The organism is Pedobacter sp. FW305-3-2-15-E-R2A2, assembly GCF_038446955.1.
In the GTDB taxonomy this organism is placed as follows: domain Bacteria; phylum Bacteroidota; class Bacteroidia; order Sphingobacteriales; family Sphingobacteriaceae; genus Pedobacter.
In genome coordinates this window covers 2041954-2064045 of record NZ_CP151803.1, presented here as the reverse complement: position 1 = coordinate 2064045, position 22092 = coordinate 2041954, and the positions used below count along the sequence as shown (strand labels likewise).

At 45.7% G+C, this 22092-nt stretch carries 15 protein-coding genes; 5 read left to right on the top strand and 10 right to left on the bottom strand.

Annotated features, from left to right (window positions below):
• The 5 genes from AAFF35_RS08555 (at position 1) to AAFF35_RS08535 (ending at position 5792) form a co-directional block, all read left to right on the top strand.
• Positions 1-1239, top strand: a complete 1239-nt coding sequence (locus AAFF35_RS08555; RefSeq protein ID WP_342332017.1) for an efflux RND transporter periplasmic adaptor subunit — start codon at positions 1-3, stop codon at positions 1237-1239.
• A gap of 19 nt (positions 1240-1258) precedes the next feature.
• The gene (locus AAFF35_RS08550; protein WP_342332016.1) at positions 1259-1648 is read left to right on the top strand and encodes a VOC family protein; all 390 of its coding nucleotides are present in this window, start codon (positions 1259-1261) and stop codon (positions 1646-1648) included.
• A gap of 3 nt (positions 1649-1651) precedes the next feature.
• A complete protein-coding gene (locus tag AAFF35_RS08545) occupies positions 1652-2071 on the top strand; it encodes a transcriptional repressor (RefSeq protein ID WP_342332015.1) in 420 nt (139 codons plus the stop codon).
• Between the two features lie 59 nt (positions 2072-2130).
• Complete coding sequence (locus AAFF35_RS08540; protein WP_342332014.1) at positions 2131-4170, top strand: heavy metal translocating P-type ATPase; 2040 nt, start codon at positions 2131-2133, stop codon at positions 4168-4170.
• A 95-nt stretch (positions 4171-4265) separates the two neighbouring features.
• Positions 4266-5792 (top strand): hypothetical protein, encoded by a 1527-nt coding sequence (locus AAFF35_RS08535; protein WP_342332013.1) that lies wholly within the window; start codon positions 4266-4268, stop codon positions 5790-5792.
• 480 nt (positions 5793-6272) lie between these two features.
• Here the strand turns inward: AAFF35_RS08535 and AAFF35_RS08530 are convergent, their stop codons facing one another.
• From AAFF35_RS08530 to AAFF35_RS08485, 10 genes are all read right to left on the bottom strand, one after another.
• Positions 6273-7697, bottom strand: coding sequence for a GDSL-type esterase/lipase family protein (locus AAFF35_RS08530; protein ID WP_342332012.1), 1425 nt, complete (start codon positions 7695-7697; stop codon positions 6273-6275).
• An 11-nt stretch (positions 7698-7708) separates the two neighbouring features.
• A complete protein-coding gene (locus tag AAFF35_RS08525) occupies positions 7709-9244 on the bottom strand; it encodes a DUF4955 domain-containing protein (protein ID WP_342332011.1) in 1536 nt (511 codons plus the stop codon).
• 95 nt (positions 9245-9339) lie between these two features.
• Positions 9340-10668, bottom strand: coding sequence for a polysaccharide lyase 6 family protein (locus AAFF35_RS08520; RefSeq protein ID WP_342332010.1), 1329 nt, complete (start codon positions 10666-10668; stop codon positions 9340-9342).
• A 7-nt stretch (positions 10669-10675) separates the two neighbouring features.
• Positions 10676-12112, bottom strand: a complete 1437-nt coding sequence (locus AAFF35_RS08515) for an alpha-L-fucosidase (RefSeq protein WP_342332009.1) — start codon at positions 12110-12112, stop codon at positions 10676-10678.
• Positions 12113-12221: 109 nt separating this feature from the next.
• Positions 12222-13007: a heparin lyase I family protein gene (locus tag AAFF35_RS08510; RefSeq protein WP_342332008.1), complete on the bottom strand. Its 786-nt coding sequence runs from the start codon at positions 13005-13007 to the stop codon at positions 12222-12224.
• A 59-nt stretch (positions 13008-13066) separates the two neighbouring features.
• On the bottom strand, positions 13067-14251 hold the full coding sequence (locus AAFF35_RS08505; RefSeq protein WP_342332006.1) for a glycoside hydrolase family 88 protein: 1185 nt from the start codon (positions 14249-14251) through the stop codon (positions 13067-13069).
• A gap of 40 nt (positions 14252-14291) precedes the next feature.
• Positions 14292-16172, bottom strand: a complete 1881-nt coding sequence (locus AAFF35_RS08500) for an alpha-L-fucosidase (RefSeq protein ID WP_342332005.1) — start codon at positions 16170-16172, stop codon at positions 14292-14294.
• 29 nt (positions 16173-16201) lie between these two features.
• Positions 16202-17365 (bottom strand): alginate lyase family protein, encoded by a 1164-nt coding sequence (locus AAFF35_RS08495; protein ID WP_342332004.1) that lies wholly within the window; start codon positions 17363-17365, stop codon positions 16202-16204.
• A 4-nt stretch (positions 17366-17369) separates the two neighbouring features.
• Positions 17370-19514: a TIM-barrel domain-containing protein gene (locus AAFF35_RS08490; RefSeq protein ID WP_342332003.1), complete on the bottom strand. Its 2145-nt coding sequence runs from the start codon at positions 19512-19514 to the stop codon at positions 17370-17372.
• Between the two features lie 3 nt (positions 19515-19517).
• Complete coding sequence (locus AAFF35_RS08485; protein ID WP_342332002.1) at positions 19518-22088, bottom strand: glycoside hydrolase family 95 protein; 2571 nt, start codon at positions 22086-22088, stop codon at positions 19518-19520.
• Positions 22089-22092: the final 4 nt, after the last annotated feature.

Below are 22092 nucleotides of genomic sequence, written 5' to 3'. Positions count from 1 at the left end.
ATGAACTTATATAAAAAACAATTCCAGCTTGCCCTTATGATCGCCATTTCCATGAGCATCAGCCTGAGTTCATGTACCGGAAGCCAGGAAAAATCAACAGAAAAAACAGCGGCGGTCAAAGAAGAAGGCCATAGTGAAGAAGAACACGGAGAAGAGGGCCATAGCGATGAAATCGAATTAACAGAACAACAAATGAAGGCCGTAGACATTCAGATCGGCAAAATTGAAGAGAAAAACCTGACAGCCGTGGTAAAAGCCAGCGGACAACTGGCTGTACCGCCACAAAATGAAGCCAAGGTAAACCTACTTTCCGGTGGAATTATCCGCAGAATCAGTGTACTGGAAGGTCAGAAAGTAAAAAAAGGACAAGTTCTGGCCATTATAGAAAATCAGGATATGATCCGTTTACAGCAGGATTACCTGTCTTCAAAGAATGGGTTCAGCTTTGTGGATGCCGAATATAAGCGTCAGCAGCAGCTTAAAGCAGCAGATGCAGGAACGGGCAAATCCTTCCAGCTTGCCGAAGCAAATTACCATGCAGAGCAGTCTAAAATCAAAGCTTTGGAACGTCAGCTGCAACAACTGGGCATCTCTCCTTCCAGAGTCTCTTCCGGTAAGATCAGCTCAGAAATCCCTGTCGTTGCCCCTATCGCCGGAACAATAGGTACGATTGCCGTCACCACTGGCGCTTTCATCCAGCCGGGAACTTCATTAATGGACATCGTAGACAATTCCAAGATTCACGCAGACCTCCTCGTCTATGAGAAAGACCTTTTTAAGGTTCACATCGGACAAAAAGTAAGCTTCAGGTTAACCAATCAGGAAAACCAACAGATTGAAGGGGTCTTAAACGGGATCAACAAATCTTTTGAAGACGATACCAAGGGCGTAATTGTCCATGCGGTCATCACAAGACCATTGAGCAACCTCATTCCAGGAATGTATGTAACCGGACTGATCAGCGTAGGCACAGCGCTTGCTCCGGCAGTACCGGTTGATGCCGTGGTTAAAGCAGAAGGCAAGGAATATATTTTCATTGTAGAAGAAGAAAAAGCGGAAGCAAAAGAGGCTGGTCATGGCACACATTTCAAAAAAGTAGAAGTCGTTACCGGAGTTTCGGAACTGGGTTATATCAACATTACCCCATTGGAAAAATTGCCGGCAAATACGCGCCTGGTGACCAAAGGTGCATTTTACCTGCAGTCAAAATCTTCAGGCCCTGCAGAACACAGCCATTAAATTCCTGATTTAGCAAACCATGAAACAACAGATTGGGTACATGGCACTGGTAGTTGCCGATTATGACGAAGCCATTGCGTTCTATACCAAAAAGCTTCATTTCATTTTATTAGAAGACACGGTTCAAAGTCCCACAAAACGCTGGGTTAGAATTGCTCCTCCCGGATCTCCGGAATCCGGGCTTTTACTGGCAAAAGCAGCGAACGCGGAACAGAAAAGCCGGATTGGAAACCAAACCGGCGGCCGGGTCTTTCTGTTTCTCTACACCGATGATTTCTGGAGAGATTATCAGGACATGACCAATAAAGGAATTAATTTTATAAGACTACCAAAAGAAGAAGATTACGGAACTGTGGCCGTTTTTGAAGATCTTTATGGTAACTTATGGGACCTCATAGAATCAAAATAACAGATGACAAAAGACATAGAACACCGGCTCAAAAACAAGGACATCAATCCTACAGCCATGCGCTTACTGGTACTGGAATTTTTGATTAAACAGGTCGCTGCCATTAGTCTAAATGATCTGGAAAAGGGAATGGGCCCTTCAGACCGGATCACCCTGTACCGCACCTTAAAGACTTTTGAGGAAAAGGGGTTGGTGCACAGCATTGAGGATGGAACCGGAGCAACGAAATATGCTTTATGCGAGGACAATTGTGATGGCGATCACCACCATGACCTCCATGTCCATTTCTATTGTAACACCTGTAAAGAGACTTTTTGCCTGCCAAATACCAAAATTCCCGAAATCTCCTTACCTAAAAGATTCCAGTCGGAAGAAATGAACCTGATCATCAAAGGAATTTGTGATCAGTGCCATCCCGGCTAACATTGCAATAGCATTGCATCGTCGTAGCGGCTACATTTGTAGTATCAAAATCTATGACGATGCAAGAATCTAAGAAACTCAAAGACTGCTGCTCTACAGAAGAAGTTACCACTACTCACAAGCACAACGGTCAGGCACATGACCATACAAATCATAACCATGCGGGCCATGATCATAAAGATCATGGCCATTCAGGAGAAGAACACGACGACGACGATGGACACAACCATGGCTCCGGAGAACCTGAAGGATGGCAAAGCCACTGGCCATTGTTAACCTCACTGGCCATCGTTCTCCTGATGTTAACCCTGGAATATGGCTTCAACACCACCTTCAACAATTACATCCAGCTGGCCATTTTCATCCCTGCCTATCTGCTTGCCGGATACAACGTATTGGAACTTGCCTTCAGAAAAGCGCTGAGACTGGATTTTTTCAATGAATTTTTCCTGATGAGCGTCGCCACTCTCGGTGCTTTCGCCATCGGTTCCTATAGCGAAGGCGTAGCCGTAATGGTGTTCTATTCTATCGGCGAATGGTTCCAGGATGCTGCTGTAAACCGGGCAAAAAGAAGCATTAAAGCCTTGCTGGACATCAGACCGGAAAGTGTAGATGTGATCCGCGAAGGAAAAGTAAACACCATTGCCCCTGCAGAAGTACAGATCGGAGAGATCATCCAGGTAAAACCGGGAGAAAAGGTGGCCTTAGACGGGGTTTTATATTCCGACAAAGCGACTTTCAATACCGCAGCCCTGACCGGAGAATCTAAACCGGATTCCAAAGCCAAAGGCGAACAGGTCCTGGCCGGAATGATCAACCTGAACCAATTGGCACAGGTAGAAGTGAAATCCCTGTTTAAAGACAGCAAGCTGAGCAAGATTCTTGAAATGGTACAGGATGCGACTGCCAGAAAATCCCAAACCCAATTGTTCATCTCCCGTTTTGCCAAAGTATATACGCCAATTGTATTCCTTCTTGCCGTACTGGTGGTGGCCCTTCCCTATTTTATTGTCGCCAATTACAGCTTTCAGGAATGGTTTTACCGCGGATTGGTCTTCCTGGTGATCAGTTGTCCATGTGCCTTGGTAGTTTCTATCCCATTGGGCTATTTTGGAGGAATCGGACTCGCATCCAGAAACGGGATCCTGTTTAAAGGATCAAATTTCCTTGATGTGATGACTAAAATTGATACCGTGGTGATGGATAAAACCGGAACCCTGACCAAAGGAGTCTTCCAGGTGCAGAAAGTGGTTACCGCAGGAATTGCAGAAAAAGAGTTCATCCAGCTCCTCGCCGCAATAGAAAGCAAGTCGACGCATCCGATCGCCACAGCGATCGCTCAGTACGCCGAAACGGAACCAAACCACGATAGCATTGGCGAAGTAGAAGAAATTGCAGGACACGGCTTAAAAGGGCTGATCAGTGGCAAGGAAGTACTGGCAGGGAATGCCAAACTGTTAAAAAAATACAATATTCCATATCCTGAAGAAGTGGATGCCATTGTAGACTCTGTAGTCGTGGTGGCCATTAATCAGCAGTTTGCCGGATACGTGACCATTGCCGATGAGATCAAGGAAGATGCAAAACAAGCCATTGCCGACCTCCATGCTTTAAACATTAAAACCGTGATGCTTAGTGGCGACAAACAAAGCGTCGTTGCTAAAGTTGCAGCCTTCCTGGGCATTGACTTCGCCTTTGGCGACCTCCTTCCGGAACACAAAGTGGAGAAAGTAGAAAACCTTAAAAAAGAAGGAAGGTCAATCGCCTTTGTCGGAGATGGGGTAAATGACGCGCCGGTAGTGGCATTGGCCGATGCAGGAATTGCAATGGGTGGCCTTGGAAGTGATGCGACGATAGAAACTGCCGATATTGTGATCCAGAATGACCAGCCTTCAAAAATCGTTTCTGCCATAAAAATCGGAAAAGTAACGAGAAGCGTGGTTTGGCAAAACATCATCCTCGCCATGAGCGTAAAAGTGATCGTGCTGATCCTTGGTGCAGGAGGCGTAGCAACCCTTTGGGAAGCGGTAATTGCCGATGTGGGTGTGGCTTTAGTCGCCATTCTCAACGCAGTACGCATCCAGAGAATGAAAATTTAATTGCCAACCTGATTGAATAATCTGCTCATTTGAGCGACAAGAAAGTCGGATATTATCGCGGTATTGCGTTTGCAACCGATAATATCCGATTTCTAATGAAACACCAATCCATTTTCTCCCTGCTGATCCTTTCGCTCAGCGCGCTGCTCTTTTCTTTTATCAACGACAATGGAATCTGGACTTCCAGATTCCTCCACGTCAATAAAAATGGCAGCATCACCTACCATCCTGATGAAAAAGGCAATACCATTCCTGATTTTAGTGCAGTAGGCTATCACCATGGATTAAAGGAAATTCCGCAAGTCGCGGTTGTGAAAACCTTAAATCCGGTAAACGGCGATGCGGGTAAGATGATTCAGAATGCCATAGATGAGATTTCTGCTCTTCCTGCCGATGCAAATGGGCATCGAGGGGCCATTTTATTGACAAAAGGAACTTATGCCATTGCAGGGACCCTGAACATTGAATCCAGTGGCATTGTTTTAAGAGGCGCAGGAGACCAGGCAGAAGGAACAAAACTCATCGCCTCCGGAAAAGGATTGCGCTCGCTGCTTAAAATCAGGGGTAAAGGGAAAATCACAGAAATTCCGGGCAGCAGGGTTCAGATTACCGACAAATATGTTCCTACAGGCGCTAAATCTTTCAAAGTCAGCAGTACCAAAGGCTTAAAATCCGGCGATAAGATCATTCTTTTCAGACCTGGAACGGACAACTGGATTCATGACCTTCAAATGGACCGGATTGAGGCCAGAGAAGGCACCAAACAATGGACAGGAGCAGATCACAACCTCAGCTATGAACGGGAAATCGTTAAAACACAAGGCAATACCGTTTTCATAGACAATCCGGTGGTGATGGCCATGGATCAGCAATATGGTGGCGGAAGTATCTTTAAATACGAATACAAAGGCAGAATCCAGGAAGTAGGAATAGAAAACATCCTTTTTGAATCCGAATATGCCAGTGATACCGACGAAGACCATGGCTGGATCGCAGTAGACTTCGACCATATCGAAAACGGGTGGGTGACCGGAGTCACTTCCCGCTTTTTTGGCTATGCCTGTGTTAGTCTGGATGGCGGAGCGAAAAACATCACCGTAAAAGATTCCAGATGTCTGGATGCAAAATCGGTGATTACAGGTGGAAAAAGGTATTCTTTCAATAATAACGGACAGCAAAACCTATTCATGGACCTGGAAACGACTGAAGGCAGGCACGACTATGTGACCGGTGCAAAGACCTGTGGACCAAACGTATTCTATCATTGTAAGTCGAGAAGTACCCATGCCGACATTGGCCCTCATCATCGCTGGGCCAGTGGAACGCTATACGACAACATTGATACCGATGGAGAAATCAATGTTCAGGACCGAGGAAACTGGGGAAGCGGACACGGCTGGGCGGGAGTAACACAGGTGGTCTGGAACTGTAAGGTGAAGTCTGCAGCGATCCAAAACCCCTGGGTATCAGGCAAAAACTATGCGATTGGGTTACAGGGTAAAAAGCTTGAAGGGCGGTTAAAAGGTAAACCAGATGGGGAATGGGAAGGGCAGGATCAAAAAGGTTTACAACCAACCTCTCTGTTCCAGGCACAGCTAAGGGCCAGAGAATTGAAGAAATAAAATGTAATTCCATATCCTACAGATATTAGAACGTCTAAGCTGTAAAAATTGACTACTCTTTTTACATTTCGTGCCCCTTCTGGAACTACCGAGTTTTTCTCGGTAGTTCCATGTTTCTGTAGTTAACCATTGGACGAAAAACTACGCTGGCAAAACAAAACACTTTACCGTTAATTAAAATTAAATAATTATCTTTATACAGCAACTCCATTTAACCCGATGATTTCGGAATCATTCGATAGAAAATCAAAAATCCGTTTTCACCTTCCATAATATCAAGCCTGACACCCTCCCTATTCGGGTCGATATCCGGTCGTACTAAGTCCACAGTAAGTCCACGGTAAGTCCACAGTGAGTCCACGTTTTTCCGGTAAAAGCTGGACTCACCATGGACTCACTGTGGAGCAAGCCTGGATTCAGTACGAATGATACCCGGCCACACCCTAACCACAATTAACTTGAACTTAAAACAAGCTGAATTTACTGCCCTGTTGCTTTTAGAACAAAATCAACAATAACCTGCGGATTGGGAAGACTATGGGGGTGGTGTTTCCCTTCCGGCTTATGAATGATTTGAATATCCCCACCGGCAAGTTTAATCTTTTCCGCAAAAGGAAGGCTGTTTTCTGCCATTGGAACGACCTCATCTATATCGCCGCAAACATGCAACATGGGATACTTTCCTTTTACAATGGCTTCAATCTGATCAATCGGACTGCCTTTAAAGGCCATCGCATCTGCATCTGTCTGATAACCATAATCTTTTAGGAAGATTGCCCAGCTTTCTTTACTTCCAGGCCCCTGCCCTTTTCCTCCCGGCCAGCTTTTAAGGTCCAGCACCGGATTATCTGCATACACGCAAGCCACTTTGCCAGGATTGGCGGCCGCCCAGTTATAGACATACACGCCACCCCTGCTCATTCCTTCCAAAACAGCCTTTTTCGCGAAGCCCATCTTTTGCAGCGAAGCGTAAAAATCATTCCAGATCCGGATGGATTCCGCATTGCCAAATAGCTCCGCGACATCACAATACACCAAATAAAAGCCTCTTTCTAACAAGGCAATATCTGTTTGCGGCTCATGGCCCCAAAACCTTGCCCTCCAGATCCAGGGCATTCCTTTGGCCACTTTTTTAGGCTGTACAATTCTGGCTTCACGCCCCTGAAAGGAGAATTTAAGGCTTTCATAGCCATAAAAGGAATCCACTTGTACCGGCGCTTTAAGTTTGGCAGCCAGCGACTTTACCTGCTTTGTTTGTTGTTTGATGAAGGATTCCAGACGAAGCGCAATGAAATTATCACCGGTAGCATTGGGATGGATTTTATCTGCCAGTAGGGCTTCTTTATCGGCAAATAAGGAATAAAGATCCAGGATTTCCAGCTGCTCATCATAGGCAATTTTCTGAATCACGGGAATCATACTGCTTTTGAGGTAAGTTCCGGAAATGCCAAATTTCTCATCCGAAAAGGCCTTGACTGGAAGCAACAAAACTACTCTTGGCTTCGTGCTTAACCCTTTAAAAGCCCGGATCATTTCTTTATAATCAGCTTCAAACCCAGGCATTTCCGCCCGGTTGATCTGCTTGCTGTCGTTGGTCCCCAGTTTAATGAAAACCAGGTCAGGTGCGGAGTTCATGACCTGCTGATATTCAGGCGTATTCCAATAAGGTTTATTCCCCTTTTTCAGCATCGTCGCCCCGCTTACGCCAAAGTTCAACACCTCATATTTGCTCCCCAGTAAAGCTTGTAAGCGGGCAGGGTAAGATTCAGTTAGGCGGTCTTTTAATCCCGAACCATAGGTGATGCTGTTTCCCACACAGGCAATCCGAAATTTCGATTGTGCATAAATCTGGCCGCAAAACGACCACAAAGCCCATATTAAGCAATACTTTAACAAGATTTTCATTCGTATATATTTTATCTGGTCGTTACGATATCCGTTCCTTTTAACCTCAGTTGAAGCTGTGCTTCGAATAAAGAACGCGGAAGAACGGGTGTTCCCTGCAACTCATTTACTCCTGCATTTTCAAAGGTAACTAATCTGTCGGAAGTAAAACCTTCCAGTATCGGCGCAGCGATGGTATAGTTTCTTCTCCTGCTCCTATCCCAGAAATTATAGTGCTGATCCTTAGCAGATTTATGATGAAAATTCCAGAGCACCAATTGCTTACCATGGTGTGGATGTCCGGGTTCCGGACCTCCGAGGTTATAAAATACCCCGCCATCAATATCATCATATAAAGTCGCATAAGGCTGCCCGGAATGGATGTCGAAATTCTGGTCTGTTCCTAAAGAACAATGCGTGATGACCGTTCCAACGGCACTGTAGCCCGTTCCGGCACCGTGATGTTGTGCGCCATTAAAAGAACAGTTTTTAATTAGCACGCCATAGCCGGTGCGGGCATGGATAGATGCATGTCCCTTCTTTCCTCTGAAATGCGTGTTTTCTATGGTAATCTGATATCCTGAACGGATAAAAATGCCTTCATTCAGATCATGAAACTCACAATTCCTGATCCAGCTGTTCTTGACGTATTCCATTCCAACAGCTTCATAAGCATAATCATGGATTTCATTCTTATGGTGAATAAATTCTTCCGGGTAATTTTTCCAGTTGCTGGAAAACAAAAGATCTTCAATGCCACATTCCGTAATGGAAACATAGCTTTCCAGGGTCCAGCTCGCAGCGCGGACCATTTTGATATCCAGGTGTAGCGGGTTCTTAAAAGTGACCTTATTTCCTTCGATCTTTTCAATCGTATGGATCTCATAAATCTGCATTCCACCGGCTGTTCCGAACAGCCTTGACCATTGTGGTTTCAGCTCGAGGGGAGCAAAGTACGCCCTTGTAAATTCTTCACTTTTATGGCGGATCACCACGTCCTGTCCAACCCGAAGCTGAGCCCCGTTTCCGACCCTTACACTGAAGCTTTCTCTTCCTGCATCTTCGACAATTTCGGTTAACTTTTCCGGCGCTGCTCCGGAGGGTTTGAAGAGAAACTGGCGCCCGTTGATCCGCCTGTTTTCCTGGTAGATTTCAGTGCCTCCAACGGTACTTCCACTACCCTTTAAAACGATCCCGCTTTTGGAAATCCGGATCTGTTTTTTAGCATCTCCATCGGGGGATATTAGGTACTTTCCAGGGGAGAAAAAAACGATGCCCCCCTCAGGATTTGCTGCTGCGGCATCCACCGTTTTTTGAATGGCTTCGTCATCGTATTTTTCATCATTCGGCACTCCTCCGTAATCGTCTACTCTGAAGATCTTTTTACCTTCCGGCGCAGGCAGACTTCTTTCCGACCAGTGGTAACCGGCATAAGAGAAATCGGGGAGGACCGGCGTTTTCCCAGTCTGTTTTGCCTTCACAAAATCAACCCAAAGTGGCGCTGTTTTTTGTGCTTTCACAGGCAATACCATCAGTAAGAAAGGAAAGGCAAGAATTGCTTTATTCATGTGTTACATAAGAGATATCAGGGCTATTTTGGTCATAACCTCTGGTAATACGCTATTTTACTTAAAATATAAATACCTAATCCTCAGAACAAAAACTAATTTATGATAATCTTTTTATTTAGATTAGAAAAACCAGATGGCCCGACCTGCTCCGATTTCCAGAAAGGCTTAAAATCAGCTTGTCCTGGTCTTAAAAAAAGCCCATCGCTGTTCTTTTTTAACTGCTCATTTTTGAGTTCAAATCCCCTACCCTTCTCTCCTGAAAAGGAAGTACTGTAGATCAGGTTGTCTTCAAAATTTACGATTACTTTTTCATCGTACCACTTCAAAGGATCGCTATTGCTGACGATGATATTCTTTGCAAAATAAGTATTCAAAGCCGGCAAATACCGGTCCTTTCTATAACCCGCGGCGATGGCAAAAGGCTCCTTACAATTGACAACCAGGTTGTCAGTAATCACCGCATTTTTCACCTGCCAGTGACTCACAAGAATGGGGTTCGGCAAGCCTGCCATCACAGAAATTGCAGCACTGTTTCCGGTACCCGTCAGGTCCTGAAAATAGTTGTCATGAACCCGGTGGTCTTCCCCGATAATCCGGACACCTCCGGTGCCTGGCTTCCCGTTTCCGATGAAGTAATTTCCGGTCACTTCCGAATGGTTTCCATGCCTTAAAGTAAGGGTCGCTTTGCACTCATAAAAGAGGTTATTGCGAATGATATTTTTTCCCGATTTCACAGAGACTGCTTCGATTTCTCCATCGCAATGTTCAAAGATATTTTGCTCCACGATGGTAAAGGAATCATGAAAAGACCAGGTGCTCGTTCCGATCCTGATCGTCTCTCCGCCATTCCTTCCCAGCTCCGGACGCGGACCGAAATAGTTATGGTCGATCTGATGGTAATTTGGTTTTTCGGAAAGCCAGACCACCATCGTTACTCCCTGGTGACTTTTCCCCTGTAGCAGGCAATGGTCAACACGGTTGTGTGTTCCCCTAAGCGAAACCCAGGTATAATCCACCTTATCATCAACACTGTTGTAATCTGTAATGCTGGTATTGGTAAGCCGGCAGGAAAAAGATTTTTCGGAAAAATTGATCACCTCTCCTGAATCCAAAGCACCCTTGGCAAAAGAAAGTCCATCGACCAATAACCATGAACCATCAATGTCCAGCGTAGAGTTTCCATTTAGAATCGTTTTCCCTTGATTTGCGGCCATTAAAACTATAGGACGACCTTGTAAGCCCATCCCTTTAAATTTCAACTGCTGATCCTTCCAATTGCCTTCCTTCATCAGGACGCGGTCGCCGGGTTTTAAGTGAAGGGCGGAAAGTTCTTTTGCAGAACTCACCGGATAATCTTTTGCTGTTGCGCTGAAACCGCCAGCCAGCAACAAGGCAAGACTCAAAAATGTAGTTTTTATCATGATCGTTCTAATCTAATGCCCCTGTTTTCATTTCTTTCTTTGGCTGGTCGCCATGCTGATTGGCAATGCTTCCTTCAAATTCAACCTTAATGACACTCGCTACGGCATCAGGTGCCTGAGCAGGTAAAGTCAATAACAAATCAAATCCTTTTGTCTCTGCAGATACTTTGCCCTTTCCTGCCAGTAACCGCGCAGAAATCACTTTATTTTTCACACCAGGAATCAGCAATTGGCCGTTTGAAGGCCAGTTGAACACCGAAAAATACAGTGTCGTTCCTTTTTTAGTTTCTTTCTTTGTACAACGTCCCCAATCTAATGGCGACAATGGGCTGGCTTTCGTTCCATAGATGGATTCGCTGTTTACTTTCATCCATTTTCCGATATCGCTCAGTCTTTTTACACTTTCCTCCGGGAAGGTTCCATCCGGCTTAGGACCAATATTTAACAGGTAATTTCCTCCTTTAGAAGCAATATCCGAAAGGTTACGGATCAATGTTTCACTGGATTTCCATTTATGATCTGAAGTTCTGAAGCCCCAGGTGCCATTCATGGTCATACAGGTTTCCCAGTCCTGGCCATCCAATTCTGCCTGGTTCGGGATTTTCTGCTCCGGAGTTTTGGTATCTCCAGGGAAGTTCGGCCGTTTTAAACGGTCGTTAGTAATGATATAAGGTTGTGTTTTTAAGGCGTTCTGAAGCTTTAAGGCCGCTTCGTCGGTCATATTTGTGGGCGTATCCCACCAAAGTACCGCAATGTCGCCATAATTGGTCATCAGTTCTTTTACCTGTGGAACGGCAACGTCATCGATGTACTGGTCAAAAGTTTTAGTTTGTTGTGCAGGGTCCCAATGGCCTTTATTGGCCAAAGTATAAGCATCAACCTTTACAGAATCCGGGTTTGCCCATCCTTCATTCATAACTTTTCTCGCGGCTGCACCACCGGGATTGTTCCAATCCTGTGCCTGAGAGTAATAAAACCCCAGCTTTAGCCCATATTTTTTACAGGCTATTGCCAGGGGTTTTAACAGATCTTTACCATAAGGAGTAGCGTCGGTAATGTCCCATTTGCTTGCTTTAGAGTTAAACAGCGCAAATCCATCGTGGTGTTTTGCGGTAATGATCAGATATTTCATCCCTGCATCTTTGGCCATCTTCACCCAGGCATCAGCATCATACTTTGTTGGGTTAAAGCTTTTTGCCATTTCCTGATACTCAGCAACGGGGATTTTGGACCTGTTCATGATCCATTCGGCACCCCCTCTTCGTTGTTCTTCTCCACGGTAGACTCCTGCAAACTGTGCATAGATGCCCCAATGGATGAACATCCCGAATTTCGCTTCACGCCACCAGGCCATGCGCTCATCTTTAGAGATGGATTGCTGACCATTGGCCAGTTGGATAAAGAAAGAAAATGCCAGAAGCAGGGAAAATGATATTTTACGCATGTTGTTTATTGATGGTTTGGTTATACTCGTCTAATTTAACTTCTATTTGGGAATCGGCAGGCTACTCAATTGGCTTATGGTTCAGCAATTTTATCATTTTTTTGTTCGTTTACTGAGCTGCATCGGCATAGGTAGTACCGATTCTGATCTTTTTCACGAAATGGGTCACTTGTGAGGAATCCCCACCGTAAACGCCCCATTTAGGATCGCATTCCGGTACCGCATCCAGGGTTCTGCAATATAAGCGGTCACTGCCGTTGGAGAGCGTTTGTTTCACGCCATTGTACCAGAACTCAATGAATCCTACGGTCTTGTCTCTGGATACTTTCATGCGGATCACGAACTTAAGCCAGGTGCTGGTAGAAAGCGTAACAGACCAGGGAACTGTAGCCACGTGCTGATCGTCAAAATGCTGCAGTTCCAGTTTTCCGTTTTTGGTACGGACCATTAAGGGGTGGTTTTGAAGCGAACCATCTGTAGGATAGGATTTCCATTGGAAAAGGGCGTCAGTTTTCAGGTCGGTCGGCATATAGATCTTACTTGTCCAGCCGATATAGATTTCATCTCCCTCCTGAGCGCTATAGTTTTTAGCCCCACGACCTTCGGTTCTATGGCTTCCCGATGGTTTTAAAAATTTCCAGACCAGGGTCCCTGTTTCATCATTTACAGTGGTTACCGCTCCTGTTCCTTCAATGTTGATGTTTTTCCAAACGTTTGACGAGCCATTGCTCGCATCTCCGTTAAACAGGACAGACATGATCCCGACATCGCCAGACGCACTGGCTAATGCTTTGGAAGCAGACAGGGCCGCATCCGGTTCTTTTTCCTTTTTACAACTCGACAACAATAGGCCTCCACTCATCAATACAGCAATCATTACTTGGTTTGTTTTCATAATTTTTAGGTATATAATTAATATTTGGTTGATTCTTATTGGTTGTAAAAAGGCCTGCCCTATTTCAATTTCTCTGCCCTGAGCAATGCTTCCAGATAGTAATAATCTGCATAAGATAAGGGCTCATTAACCTCTGTATCTGAAGGCTTTGAACCTGTACTGCTGGTGAGGATAAATCCTTTGTTCTCCCCTACCCTGGCAGTATAAATATTGGCCATGCTCTGCATCATCACTGCTGCTTTCTCTCTATAGTTTTTCTTTTGAGCACTATAATCACTCAATTCATAAAGTGCGGAAGCGATCACGGCTCCTGCCGATACATCCCTTGGTTCATTCGGAATATTCGGCGCGTTAAAGTCCCAATATGGAATCAGGTCTTTCGGCATATTCGGATGGTTCAGGATAAAAGCAGCAATATTTTCTGCCTGTTTCAAATACACCGGATCTTTCGTGTAACGGTAGCATAAGGTATATCCATAAAGTGCCCAACCCTGTCCTCTGGACCATGCCGACTCATGACTATAGCCCTGATGTGTGTTCTTTTTTAATACTGCGCCCGTAACAGGATCGTAGTCAATGACGTGGTAAGAGCTGTAATCCGGACGGAAATGATTCTTTATTGTCGTGTTTGCATGACTCACCGCAATCTTATGGAATGAAGAATCACCGCTTAACCTGGTCGCCTCAAAAAGCAGTTCCAGGTTCATCATGTTGTCGATAATTACCGGGTTTACCCATTTCTCGCGACTATGGTCCCAGGAACGGATCACCCCTGTTTTTGGATTAAAACGGGTAGCCAATGTTTTTGCAGACTGAAGAATCACCTCCTTGTAATGTGGATCATTGGTCAGTCGGAATCCTGTCCCGATGCTGCAATAGATCTTAAAGCCCATATCATGAGTTACTCCATTCCATTTTTCTTTTTCGATCTCAGCGGAGAATTTTTCTGCTTCCTGCTTCCAGCTCTGCTGTTTTGTATATTCATAGAGAAACCATAAGACTCCTGGGAAAAAACCACTCGTCCAATCCTTTGAAGCCACGAGCTTCAGTTTTCCATGTTCTATTGTTCTCGGAGAAACCAATCCGGCTTTTCCTGAGCTGTGTTTTGCTTTGTCCACCTCCCCTAACATCACCTTAGTTTGCAGGGCAGCTTTATCAAAAGCCTTTTTAACGTTTACCTTTTGTGCGAAAGTGCTTGTCTGTAATAATGAGAGGGCTAATACGGTAAAGAAGTATCTTTTCATTTTTTATGTGCTTAAGTTTTATACGGTTGAACCCGGCTCGTTAAGGAACAGGGACCAATTGAATTTCCAATAGTTTCATCAGCTCAGTTCCGGAAATCTGAACAGGGCTGATTTTAAGTTGTGTTGCTTCTTTTTTTAAATGAACAATGCCAATTTCCTGAGTCTGTACTCCGGTTTTTAAAGGCAATACCGGAAGCTCTTTTTTGAAATCACCAAGCTGAACAAGGTAAGTCCCTCCGGCTCCTTCCGGCGCCAGGTACCTGATCAGCACCTTATACTTCGAGGCTTGTAATGTCTTAAGCTCCCAGGTAAAAAACTGCGTTGAGGTTTTCCATCCATCCACAAAGTAGCGGCCTGTTTTTCCATCCCCAAAGCCGAAAGCTTTACCATGAAGCAGGGCATCAAAGGATAGGAATCTGTTGGTATTTTGACTGGACAACAGGCGGACTGGCTTCGCTTTTACCGGAGCATTCAGCTCCAGGACAAGCACCGCATCCGAGCCATCAGGCGACAATGCAGGAACATCAATGCGAAGATCCGAACTACTCAAACGCTTTACATTAAGTTTCTTTTTAGTTTCATCTGCAAGCAGGTAAGCAGATTTCACTTCAGTTTCCAATCCCCCAAGAAGCAATTTTCCGTCCTTTGGCCAGTCAAACACATGCAGGTAAACGGTCTGATCTTTCTGCGTCGCTACCCCCCATCCTGGAATGGGTAAGGTAGAGCGCTGAGTTCCGAATACCGCAGCAGCATTCTGCTGCAGCCAGTTTCCTATGCTGTCCAGAATCTGACCGTCCTTCTGGTCGAAACTGCCGTCCCCTTTCGGGCCGATGTTCAATAAAATATTGCCTCCGCGTGAAGCGGCATTCGCCAATAACCGGATAAAGAATTTAGCAGGTTTATGGCTATGATCATGTTTCGAATACCCATAAGATTCGTTCGTTGTCGGAATGGCTTCCCAATCTCCATCTACGCTGCGAAGCTCCGCAGGGCGGTCTCCGGTATTCAGGTAATCCCCAAAATTTTGGGAAGCACTTCTCGCCAAACGCCCGTTAACTACAATGTTCTGATCTGTTTCCCGGATGGCCTGAAGGATGCGCAGGTTCTCCGAAAGCGGTAATTTATGTGGCGTATCAAACCAAAGAATGTCCGGATGGTATTTATTGATCAATTCCTTAATCTGAGGAATCGCCTTCTGGTCTACATATTTCGCCGCTTTTGGCAACCATTCCGGATGGTTATCGAACCAGTTTGCACCGCCAATGAGCTGGTCTCCTCCCGGGTTTTGGTACTCCCAGTCGTTCCCGGGTGCATCGGGATGCTCCCAGTCGAAAGCATGGGAATAATAAAACCCGAACTTCATTCCGTGTTTCTTTGCCGCAGCGGCGAGTTCCGCCATCGGATCACGTTTAAAGGGAGTCTGGTCTATAATGTCAAAATCGGAAAATTGAGAATCAAATAGTGCAAAACCGTCATGGTGTTTTGCGGTGACGATAAAATAATGCATCCCTGCTTTTTTCGCGTTCAGAATCCATTCTTCTGCATTAAATTTCAAGGGATTAAACTCATGGGCAAGCTCCAGATAGGCCGCCCTGCTGATTTTTTCCTTTCTCATCAGGTGCTCGGCATAGCCGTTTACGACTTTACCCTTCCATTCCCCTTCGGGCTTAGAATAGAGCCCCCAATGTACAAACATGCCGAATTTAGCCTCCCTCCACCATTGCATCCGCTGCTCATGGTCTTTCCTGGAATCCGCCCACCATCCGTTTTTGGCAGTATTGATGGCATTTTCATCGCGAAGCTTTGCCTGATTGAACATTTCCTTATCCTCATCACCTGCCACCTGAGCGTATCCGGCACCTGCAATCAAAGAAAGGGAGCAAAATAAAAAGGCCGACTTACAATTCATCCTGAGCTTCATATCTGTTTTGATATTGATATATTATAAGGTTAATTGATCCAGATAATTGGGTTTCTAACCGGCAGGTTGCGAACCACTTCCTCCACCTGAGGATCATGATCCAGCTTTTGCCAGGTCTGCAACCAGTCTTTCTGCTTAAATTCTGAAGCACCCAGAAGTAAAAAGGGTTGTGCCACCGGCCAGTTCTCCCAATGCATCACATCCGGTTTCAAAGGCCATTTGCTTTTGTCTTTTATAAATGGATATAGGTAAGCAATCCCTTTTTTAATGGATTTGCCGTCCGTCGTTTCATACTTCCAGAGGTCATCTGCCGGAGTAGAAAGAATCTGACACAGGGTAGTCATCGCATCTAAATTAAAGATGGAATAACCATAAGGTTTGGTGCGGCTCAGCTCTCTTGGAAAGCTGCCATCCAGGCCCATTTGATTGGGCAAAAGCACTGTTTTATAACGCTCTCTGCAAAAAGACAGGAGCTTTTCATTCCCCGTTAACTTGGCAAAAGCCGCGACCTGCAGGATAAAACAGGTACCGTGGTTGTTCTGCGCATTCATTTCATCCTTACCATAAGGATGGCTCATCAGCCAGTTCAGGTAATCGCCAAACCATTGCCTTGTTCCGGAAAGCACCTCCCTGCTCAATGCTTTTTCCATCACCAGGACACCTTGCGATACTTCCAGCAGCTGAATGGTATCGATAATGCCGATTCCTCTTCCGGTAAATCTTCCCTGAATCGCCTGTGCAAAGGTTAAGCTCGGGTTCATCCGGCTTCCTTCGTTGATGAACCAGGCCTGCAAATGAACCATTGCCTGTTTAGCATATTTTTTATCTCCGGTAATTTTATAGGCGGAAGCCAGGGCACCGATGATTTTACTAAAGCGGATCATCGCCAGTCTGTGGGCGACAAAATTATCCGGGTTCGTCATCCCATCACGCTGGATATAAGGCCCTGCAGGGTTTGCAGGATCCGGCCACCAGTAATCCCCTTCCGAGTAAAAATCATGGATCCCTCCCGCACTTCTGGGAGAACTTGCCGCGGTTACCGTTACCGGTTCCTGCTGCATCGCCCATGCAGCCTGTGCAAGCACTGTTTTTTTCAAAGTCAATACGGCCTGCTTTTCCGGGCTTTGGGAAAAAACATTCCCACTGAAGCCTATCTGAAGCAAGGTAAAGCCTATTATGATTAATCTTTTCATCCTGTTAATTGCTGGTCATTGCTTTAAAAACGATTTGATCAAGGGTATTGGGCTTTCCCTTTTCTGCTTTGGAAACCGAGGTCTTTAACATGCCATCAGCCCCTTTTGTAATGTTGATCTCTCTGAAACTGAAATCTCCTTTTTCATAATTAAAACTCTCCCCATCATCATCATAAAGCAGGTATTTACCTGGTTTACTTCCATAATACCTGATCTCCAGGTTAATCTTATCTGTAGGTTTCGGGGCATGCATCAAAGCAGGGCCCATAGGGATGATCCCACCGTCTTTCACATATACAGGAATCCGGTCCAGTCCGGGGGTAACGGTAATCACTTCTCCATCACCTGCAAATTTGCCGGTATAGAAGTCAAACCACTTTCCCCTTGGCAGGATCACCGTTCTGCTGGATTTACCGGCAAACATCGGCGCCACCAATAGGTATTCTCCGGCCATGTACTGGTCTTTCACTTCTTTACTCACCGCCTCTACGTATGGGTTATCTTCCAGGTTAGTACTTTTCAGTTCCTTTTGCACTTCCGACAGGAATCCCTCTTCCAGGTTCATCGCCCGGAATGGCGGAATCCCCTGAAAATGGTACTTCGCAAACTCACTATACCAGTAAGGCATCATTTGCATGCGCAGCAGGGCCATCTCTTTTACCTGTTGTTCGACTTCAGGATAAGACCATGGTTTTGTTCCGCTGGACCAGGCATTGATCATCGCCATTGGCGAGAATACCACCGACTGCATCCTGCGCAACCACTCTTCTCCCGTTTTCGAAGCCCTGGCTTCCGGAGTCCAGAGTACGCCGGAGAAACTGCTGTTGATCAGCGCGGTGATGAAATCTTCGTGGTTATAGTAATCATTGTAAATCACGTAAGGCAAGGCGGTTCCACCTCCGTTGGAGGCACGAACCAGGCCATAGGTACGCTGATTTCGCTGATGAAAAAGCTCCGCACTGTAACGTTGAATCAGCAGGCCATAGGTCTGACGCAGTTGTTCCGCGCTTTTTCCCGAAGGAAAACTGGTTACATCCGGCCATAAATAATGGTCATAGCCATCCACCTCGTCAAATTTATAGCCGCTCACGCCCAGGTCTACCTGGCCTTTTTTGAGTTGTCCGAACAGGATAGCTCTCGCCTCCGGCATCGTCAGGTCTGCCACCGCGCCCAGCCATACGGTATGGTCGGCAGTATAAGGTTTAATATCTTTATAGATCGATGCAGCAGGAGAAACGTATGGATTGGTCCATAAATTTAGCCTGATGCCTTTGCTGAGCATGTTTTTAACAAAACCAGCAGGGTCAGGATAGCGGCTTTTATCCCATTCAAAAGTACAGGGATAGGCTTTACTTTGCCATCCTGGTTCCAGACCGATATAGTCCAGCGGGAAACCTTTATCCGCAAATGCTTTGGCTTCGTTTTCTACTTCTGTTGAAGTATAAAGAGTTTTTACCCTTTGGGTGAAGCCCAATCCCCAGCGTGGAGGCAAGGGACCGCCACCATTGAACAGGTTGTAACGGCTTACGGCATCCAAAGGTTTAGGGCCTGCAAAAACGTAGAATTCTACTCCTTCTGCAGGGACCAGGATTTCTACGGCATCCGAATAAGGGCGGGAAGACCAGGTTTTATCGGTATTGCGGTCTTTCGCTTCCGGCGCATCTTTGCTGTCTCTTCTTACCGCAGAACCGGCATAAACTTTCAGGTAACGTGCAGAATTGATGAATACGCCATAGCCATCCGAAGACACATAAAAAGGAGTCGGTGCATGGGTCCGCCCGTTGTCTTTACCGCCATAATGGTCTACATGAAGTTCGAGGATTTTCCCTCTTTGATGAACGGTTTGAAAGTTAAGTCCGAAGCCATAAAGCTGTTCTTTTTTGGTCAAAGGGAACCGGAGATAGGTTTTGCCATCATTAAGTCTGGCCACAATTTCTTCTTTAACCAAAGGGAAACCGGCATCGCCAAGGCGTTTTAATCCAGCCATTGCCGGATTTGCACCAGAGGCGGTCAGCAGGTTATAGCTTTCCGGCTTGCCTACGCTTCCTTTCCAGATTCCCGGGGCCACCTGTTCCCATTTAATCTCCTGTGCCTGTACCAACAGGCCCGTCAATAAAAATGCTGCACAAATTAAGATCCTTCTATACATGATTTACAGGGCTATGATTTGATATGTTTTTCCTTTTTCCGTCTTAAAATCGAGCAGGTATCCATGTCCGATATCCAGTTTTTCCAGGCGTACTTTTGAATTGTTCTGATAAGGAGGCAGGTAAGCTTTCTGCGTAAGCGGGTTGCTGTTTCCCCCTTCGACGTCCTTTCCGCTCGCAGCCAGTACTTTTCCATTGACATCAAGCACTTTAACAGGTTCTAACGTTCTCAGTCTGCAATTCCCTCCTATTTCAGATTTTAACCTTGCCGAAGCCAGTTTTCCTTTTTTCCAGCTGATGTCTGCCACAAAATTCCCGCGGGCTTTGATGCCCTGAATGCGGCCTTGTTGCCAGATTTCCGGTAATGCAGGCAATAAACTGATCATGCCATCCTGACTTTGCAACAGCATTTCGGTGATTCCGGCGGTAGCACCAAAATTGCCGTCGATCTGGAATGGCGGATGTGCATCAAACAGATTCGGATAGGTTCCACCCCCGCTCATTTGCGCTTTCGTTAAGGTCGGATCGATATAAGTAAAGGCATCTTCCAGAATTTTGTAAGCATGATTGCCATCCTGTAACCTCGCCCACCAGTTGATTTTCCAGGCCATAGACCATCCTGTGCTCACATCTCCCCTGAAGATCAGACTTTGCCTCGCCGCACTGGCCAGCTCCGGAGTTCCGAAAACGGAAATCTGGTTGCCGGGAAACAGGCTGAACAAATGAGAAATATGGCGGTGTGTATCTTTTGGATCATCCCAGTCCTGGAACCATTCCTGTACCTGACCATACTGTCCGATATGAAAAGGGTATAATTTTTCGCGTGCAGCAGTCAGTTCTGTTCTGAATGCAGCATCTATATTTAAAGCCTCAGTGGTCCGGATTAAATCCGTAAACAATTGTCTGAGGATCGACATGTCCATTGTGGAAGCTTTGGAAAGCTGGTATTCTTTGCCCTGAATTTTAACGGTATTTTCGGGTGAAGTGGAAGGACTGGTTACCAGGTAACCCGTCTTCTCATCCTTGATTAACCATTGCAGCATAAATTCAGCAGCACCTTTCATTAGCGGATAAGCAGTTTGTTTCAAAAAAGCTTTATCGCCGGTAAACTGATAATGTTCAAATAAATGGGTACTGAACCAGGCGCCACTCATCGGCCATGCCGACCATCGCGGCATTCCCTTCGGATCCCAGTCGTAACCTCCCGGAGGAGAAGTTTTGGCCCAAAGGTCTGAATTGTGGTGTGCTACCCATCCTTTATCGATGTTGTAATTTACTTTTGCCGTCTTTGCTCCGTTCAGCGCCAGCTCCTTCATAAAGTCGAACAGCGGCTGATGGCATTCGGAAAGGTTGGCATTTTCGGCCAGCCAGTAATTCATTTCTGTATTGATATTGGTGGTATAATTGCTTCCCCATGGTGGTTGTACCAGGTCATTCCAGATCCCCTGAAGGTTGGAAGGCCTCGATCCCGGGCGGGAAGCGGCAATCATTAAATACCGGCCAAACTGATAATATAAGGCTTGTAATCCCTGATCATTTTTTGTTTTTGCATATTGTTTCAGGCGTTGATCTGTCGTTTGCTTTTCTGCAACAGGGTTGGGGTTAAGTTCAAATTTAACCCGGTTAAACAAAGCCTGATAATCTTTAATGTGTGCTGACTTTAAGCTTTCAAAGCTTTTAGAAAATACCTGGTTCATATTTGCCAGCGTTTCTATTGCTGGATTTTTACCCTGCAATCCGGGAGATTTATCGAAACCATTGAAACTCGTTGCTTCGGTAAGGTAAATGGTCACTGCATTGGCATTTTTTACGACCAGCTGATCCCCCGTTCCGCTGAGGGAGCCGCCTTCATTTTTGATTCTTAAACGAATCTCAAAGGTCATCCCCTCCTGCTCATCGTATTCCACCTGTTTGGGTTCGTAATCCCTGTTGGCGACAAACTTCGGAGCTTTTCCTTTCAGAATCAGCTCATTGCTTCCTGAACTATTGGTTTTAAACCTCAGCTTGCTGATTAATCCGGTATGGAAACTGATGGAGCCGGGTTTATTGGCGGTAATCCTCATCATCAATGCCTTGCCTGGAAAACTCGTAAAGACCTCTCTTTTATAAGAGACTCCTTTTAAAGTATAATTTAGGGTAGAAATTGCATGGTGAAGATTCAAATCTCTTTGGTAGCTTTCGGGAATGCTGTCCTGCTGGTTAAACTGAAGAAACAGTTCTCCCAATGGGAGGTATCTCGCCGAATAAGGCCCCTGCATTTTCTTCCAGAGTACCGCTGCCTCGTCATATTTACCATCTTCAATTGCTTTTCTGACTTCTGGAAGGACTTTAGGTCCGTTTGTATTGTTCCCCGGATCAGGAAAACCCGACCATAAGGTATTGTCATTTAAAGCAATGCGTTCCCTGCCCACGCGGCCATAAACCATTGCTCCGGTTTTCCCATTCCCCAAAGGCAGGGCTTCCTCCCAGACTTTCGCAGGGCGGTCATACCATAGCCGGAGGGGGCCATTGTTTTGCGCATCGGCATTTACACTGATGAATACGGCTCCTACTAACAAAAACTGGGTAAATTTCATTTCA

Excerpts from the sequence above, each read along its gene's own strand:
- AAFF35_RS08545 (WP_342332015.1), top strand. The coding sequence starts at position 1,652 with ATGACAAAAGACATAGAACACCGGCTCAAAAACAAGGACATCAATCCT.
- AAFF35_RS08530 (WP_342332012.1), bottom strand. The coding sequence starts at position 7,697 with ATGAAAATCTTGTTAAAGTATTGCTTAATATGGGCTTTGTGGTCGTTT.
- AAFF35_RS08520 (WP_342332010.1), bottom strand. The coding sequence starts at position 10,668 with ATGATAAAAACTACATTTTTGAGTCTTGCCTTGTTGCTGGCTGGCGGT.
- AAFF35_RS08555 (WP_342332017.1), top strand. The coding sequence starts at position 1 with ATGAACTTATATAAAAAACAATTCCAGCTTGCCCTTATGATCGCCATT.
- AAFF35_RS08485 (WP_342332002.1), bottom strand. The coding sequence starts at position 22,088 with ATGAAATTTACCCAGTTTTTGTTAGTAGGAGCCGTATTCATCAGTGTA.
- AAFF35_RS08490 (WP_342332003.1), bottom strand. The coding sequence starts at position 19,514 with ATGTATAGAAGGATCTTAATTTGTGCAGCATTTTTATTGACGGGCCTG.
- AAFF35_RS08515 (WP_342332009.1), bottom strand. The coding sequence starts at position 12,112 with ATGCGTAAAATATCATTTTCCCTGCTTCTGGCATTTTCTTTCTTTATC.
- AAFF35_RS08495 (WP_342332004.1), bottom strand. The coding sequence starts at position 17,365 with ATGAAAAGATTAATCATAATAGGCTTTACCTTGCTTCAGATAGGCTTC.
- AAFF35_RS08510 (WP_342332008.1), bottom strand. The coding sequence starts at position 13,007 with ATGAAAACAAACCAAGTAATGATTGCTGTATTGATGAGTGGAGGCCTA.
- AAFF35_RS08500 (WP_342332005.1), bottom strand. The coding sequence starts at position 16,172 with ATGAAGCTCAGGATGAATTGTAAGTCGGCCTTTTTATTTTGCTCCCTT.
- AAFF35_RS08540 (WP_342332014.1), top strand. The coding sequence starts at position 2,131 with ATGCAAGAATCTAAGAAACTCAAAGACTGCTGCTCTACAGAAGAAGTT.
- AAFF35_RS08550 (WP_342332016.1), top strand. The coding sequence starts at position 1,259 with ATGAAACAACAGATTGGGTACATGGCACTGGTAGTTGCCGATTATGAC.
- AAFF35_RS08505 (WP_342332006.1), bottom strand. The coding sequence starts at position 14,251 with ATGAAAAGATACTTCTTTACCGTATTAGCCCTCTCATTATTACAGACA.
- AAFF35_RS08525 (WP_342332011.1), bottom strand. The coding sequence starts at position 9,244 with ATGAATAAAGCAATTCTTGCCTTTCCTTTCTTACTGATGGTATTGCCT.
- AAFF35_RS08535 (WP_342332013.1), top strand. The coding sequence starts at position 4,266 with ATGAAACACCAATCCATTTTCTCCCTGCTGATCCTTTCGCTCAGCGCG.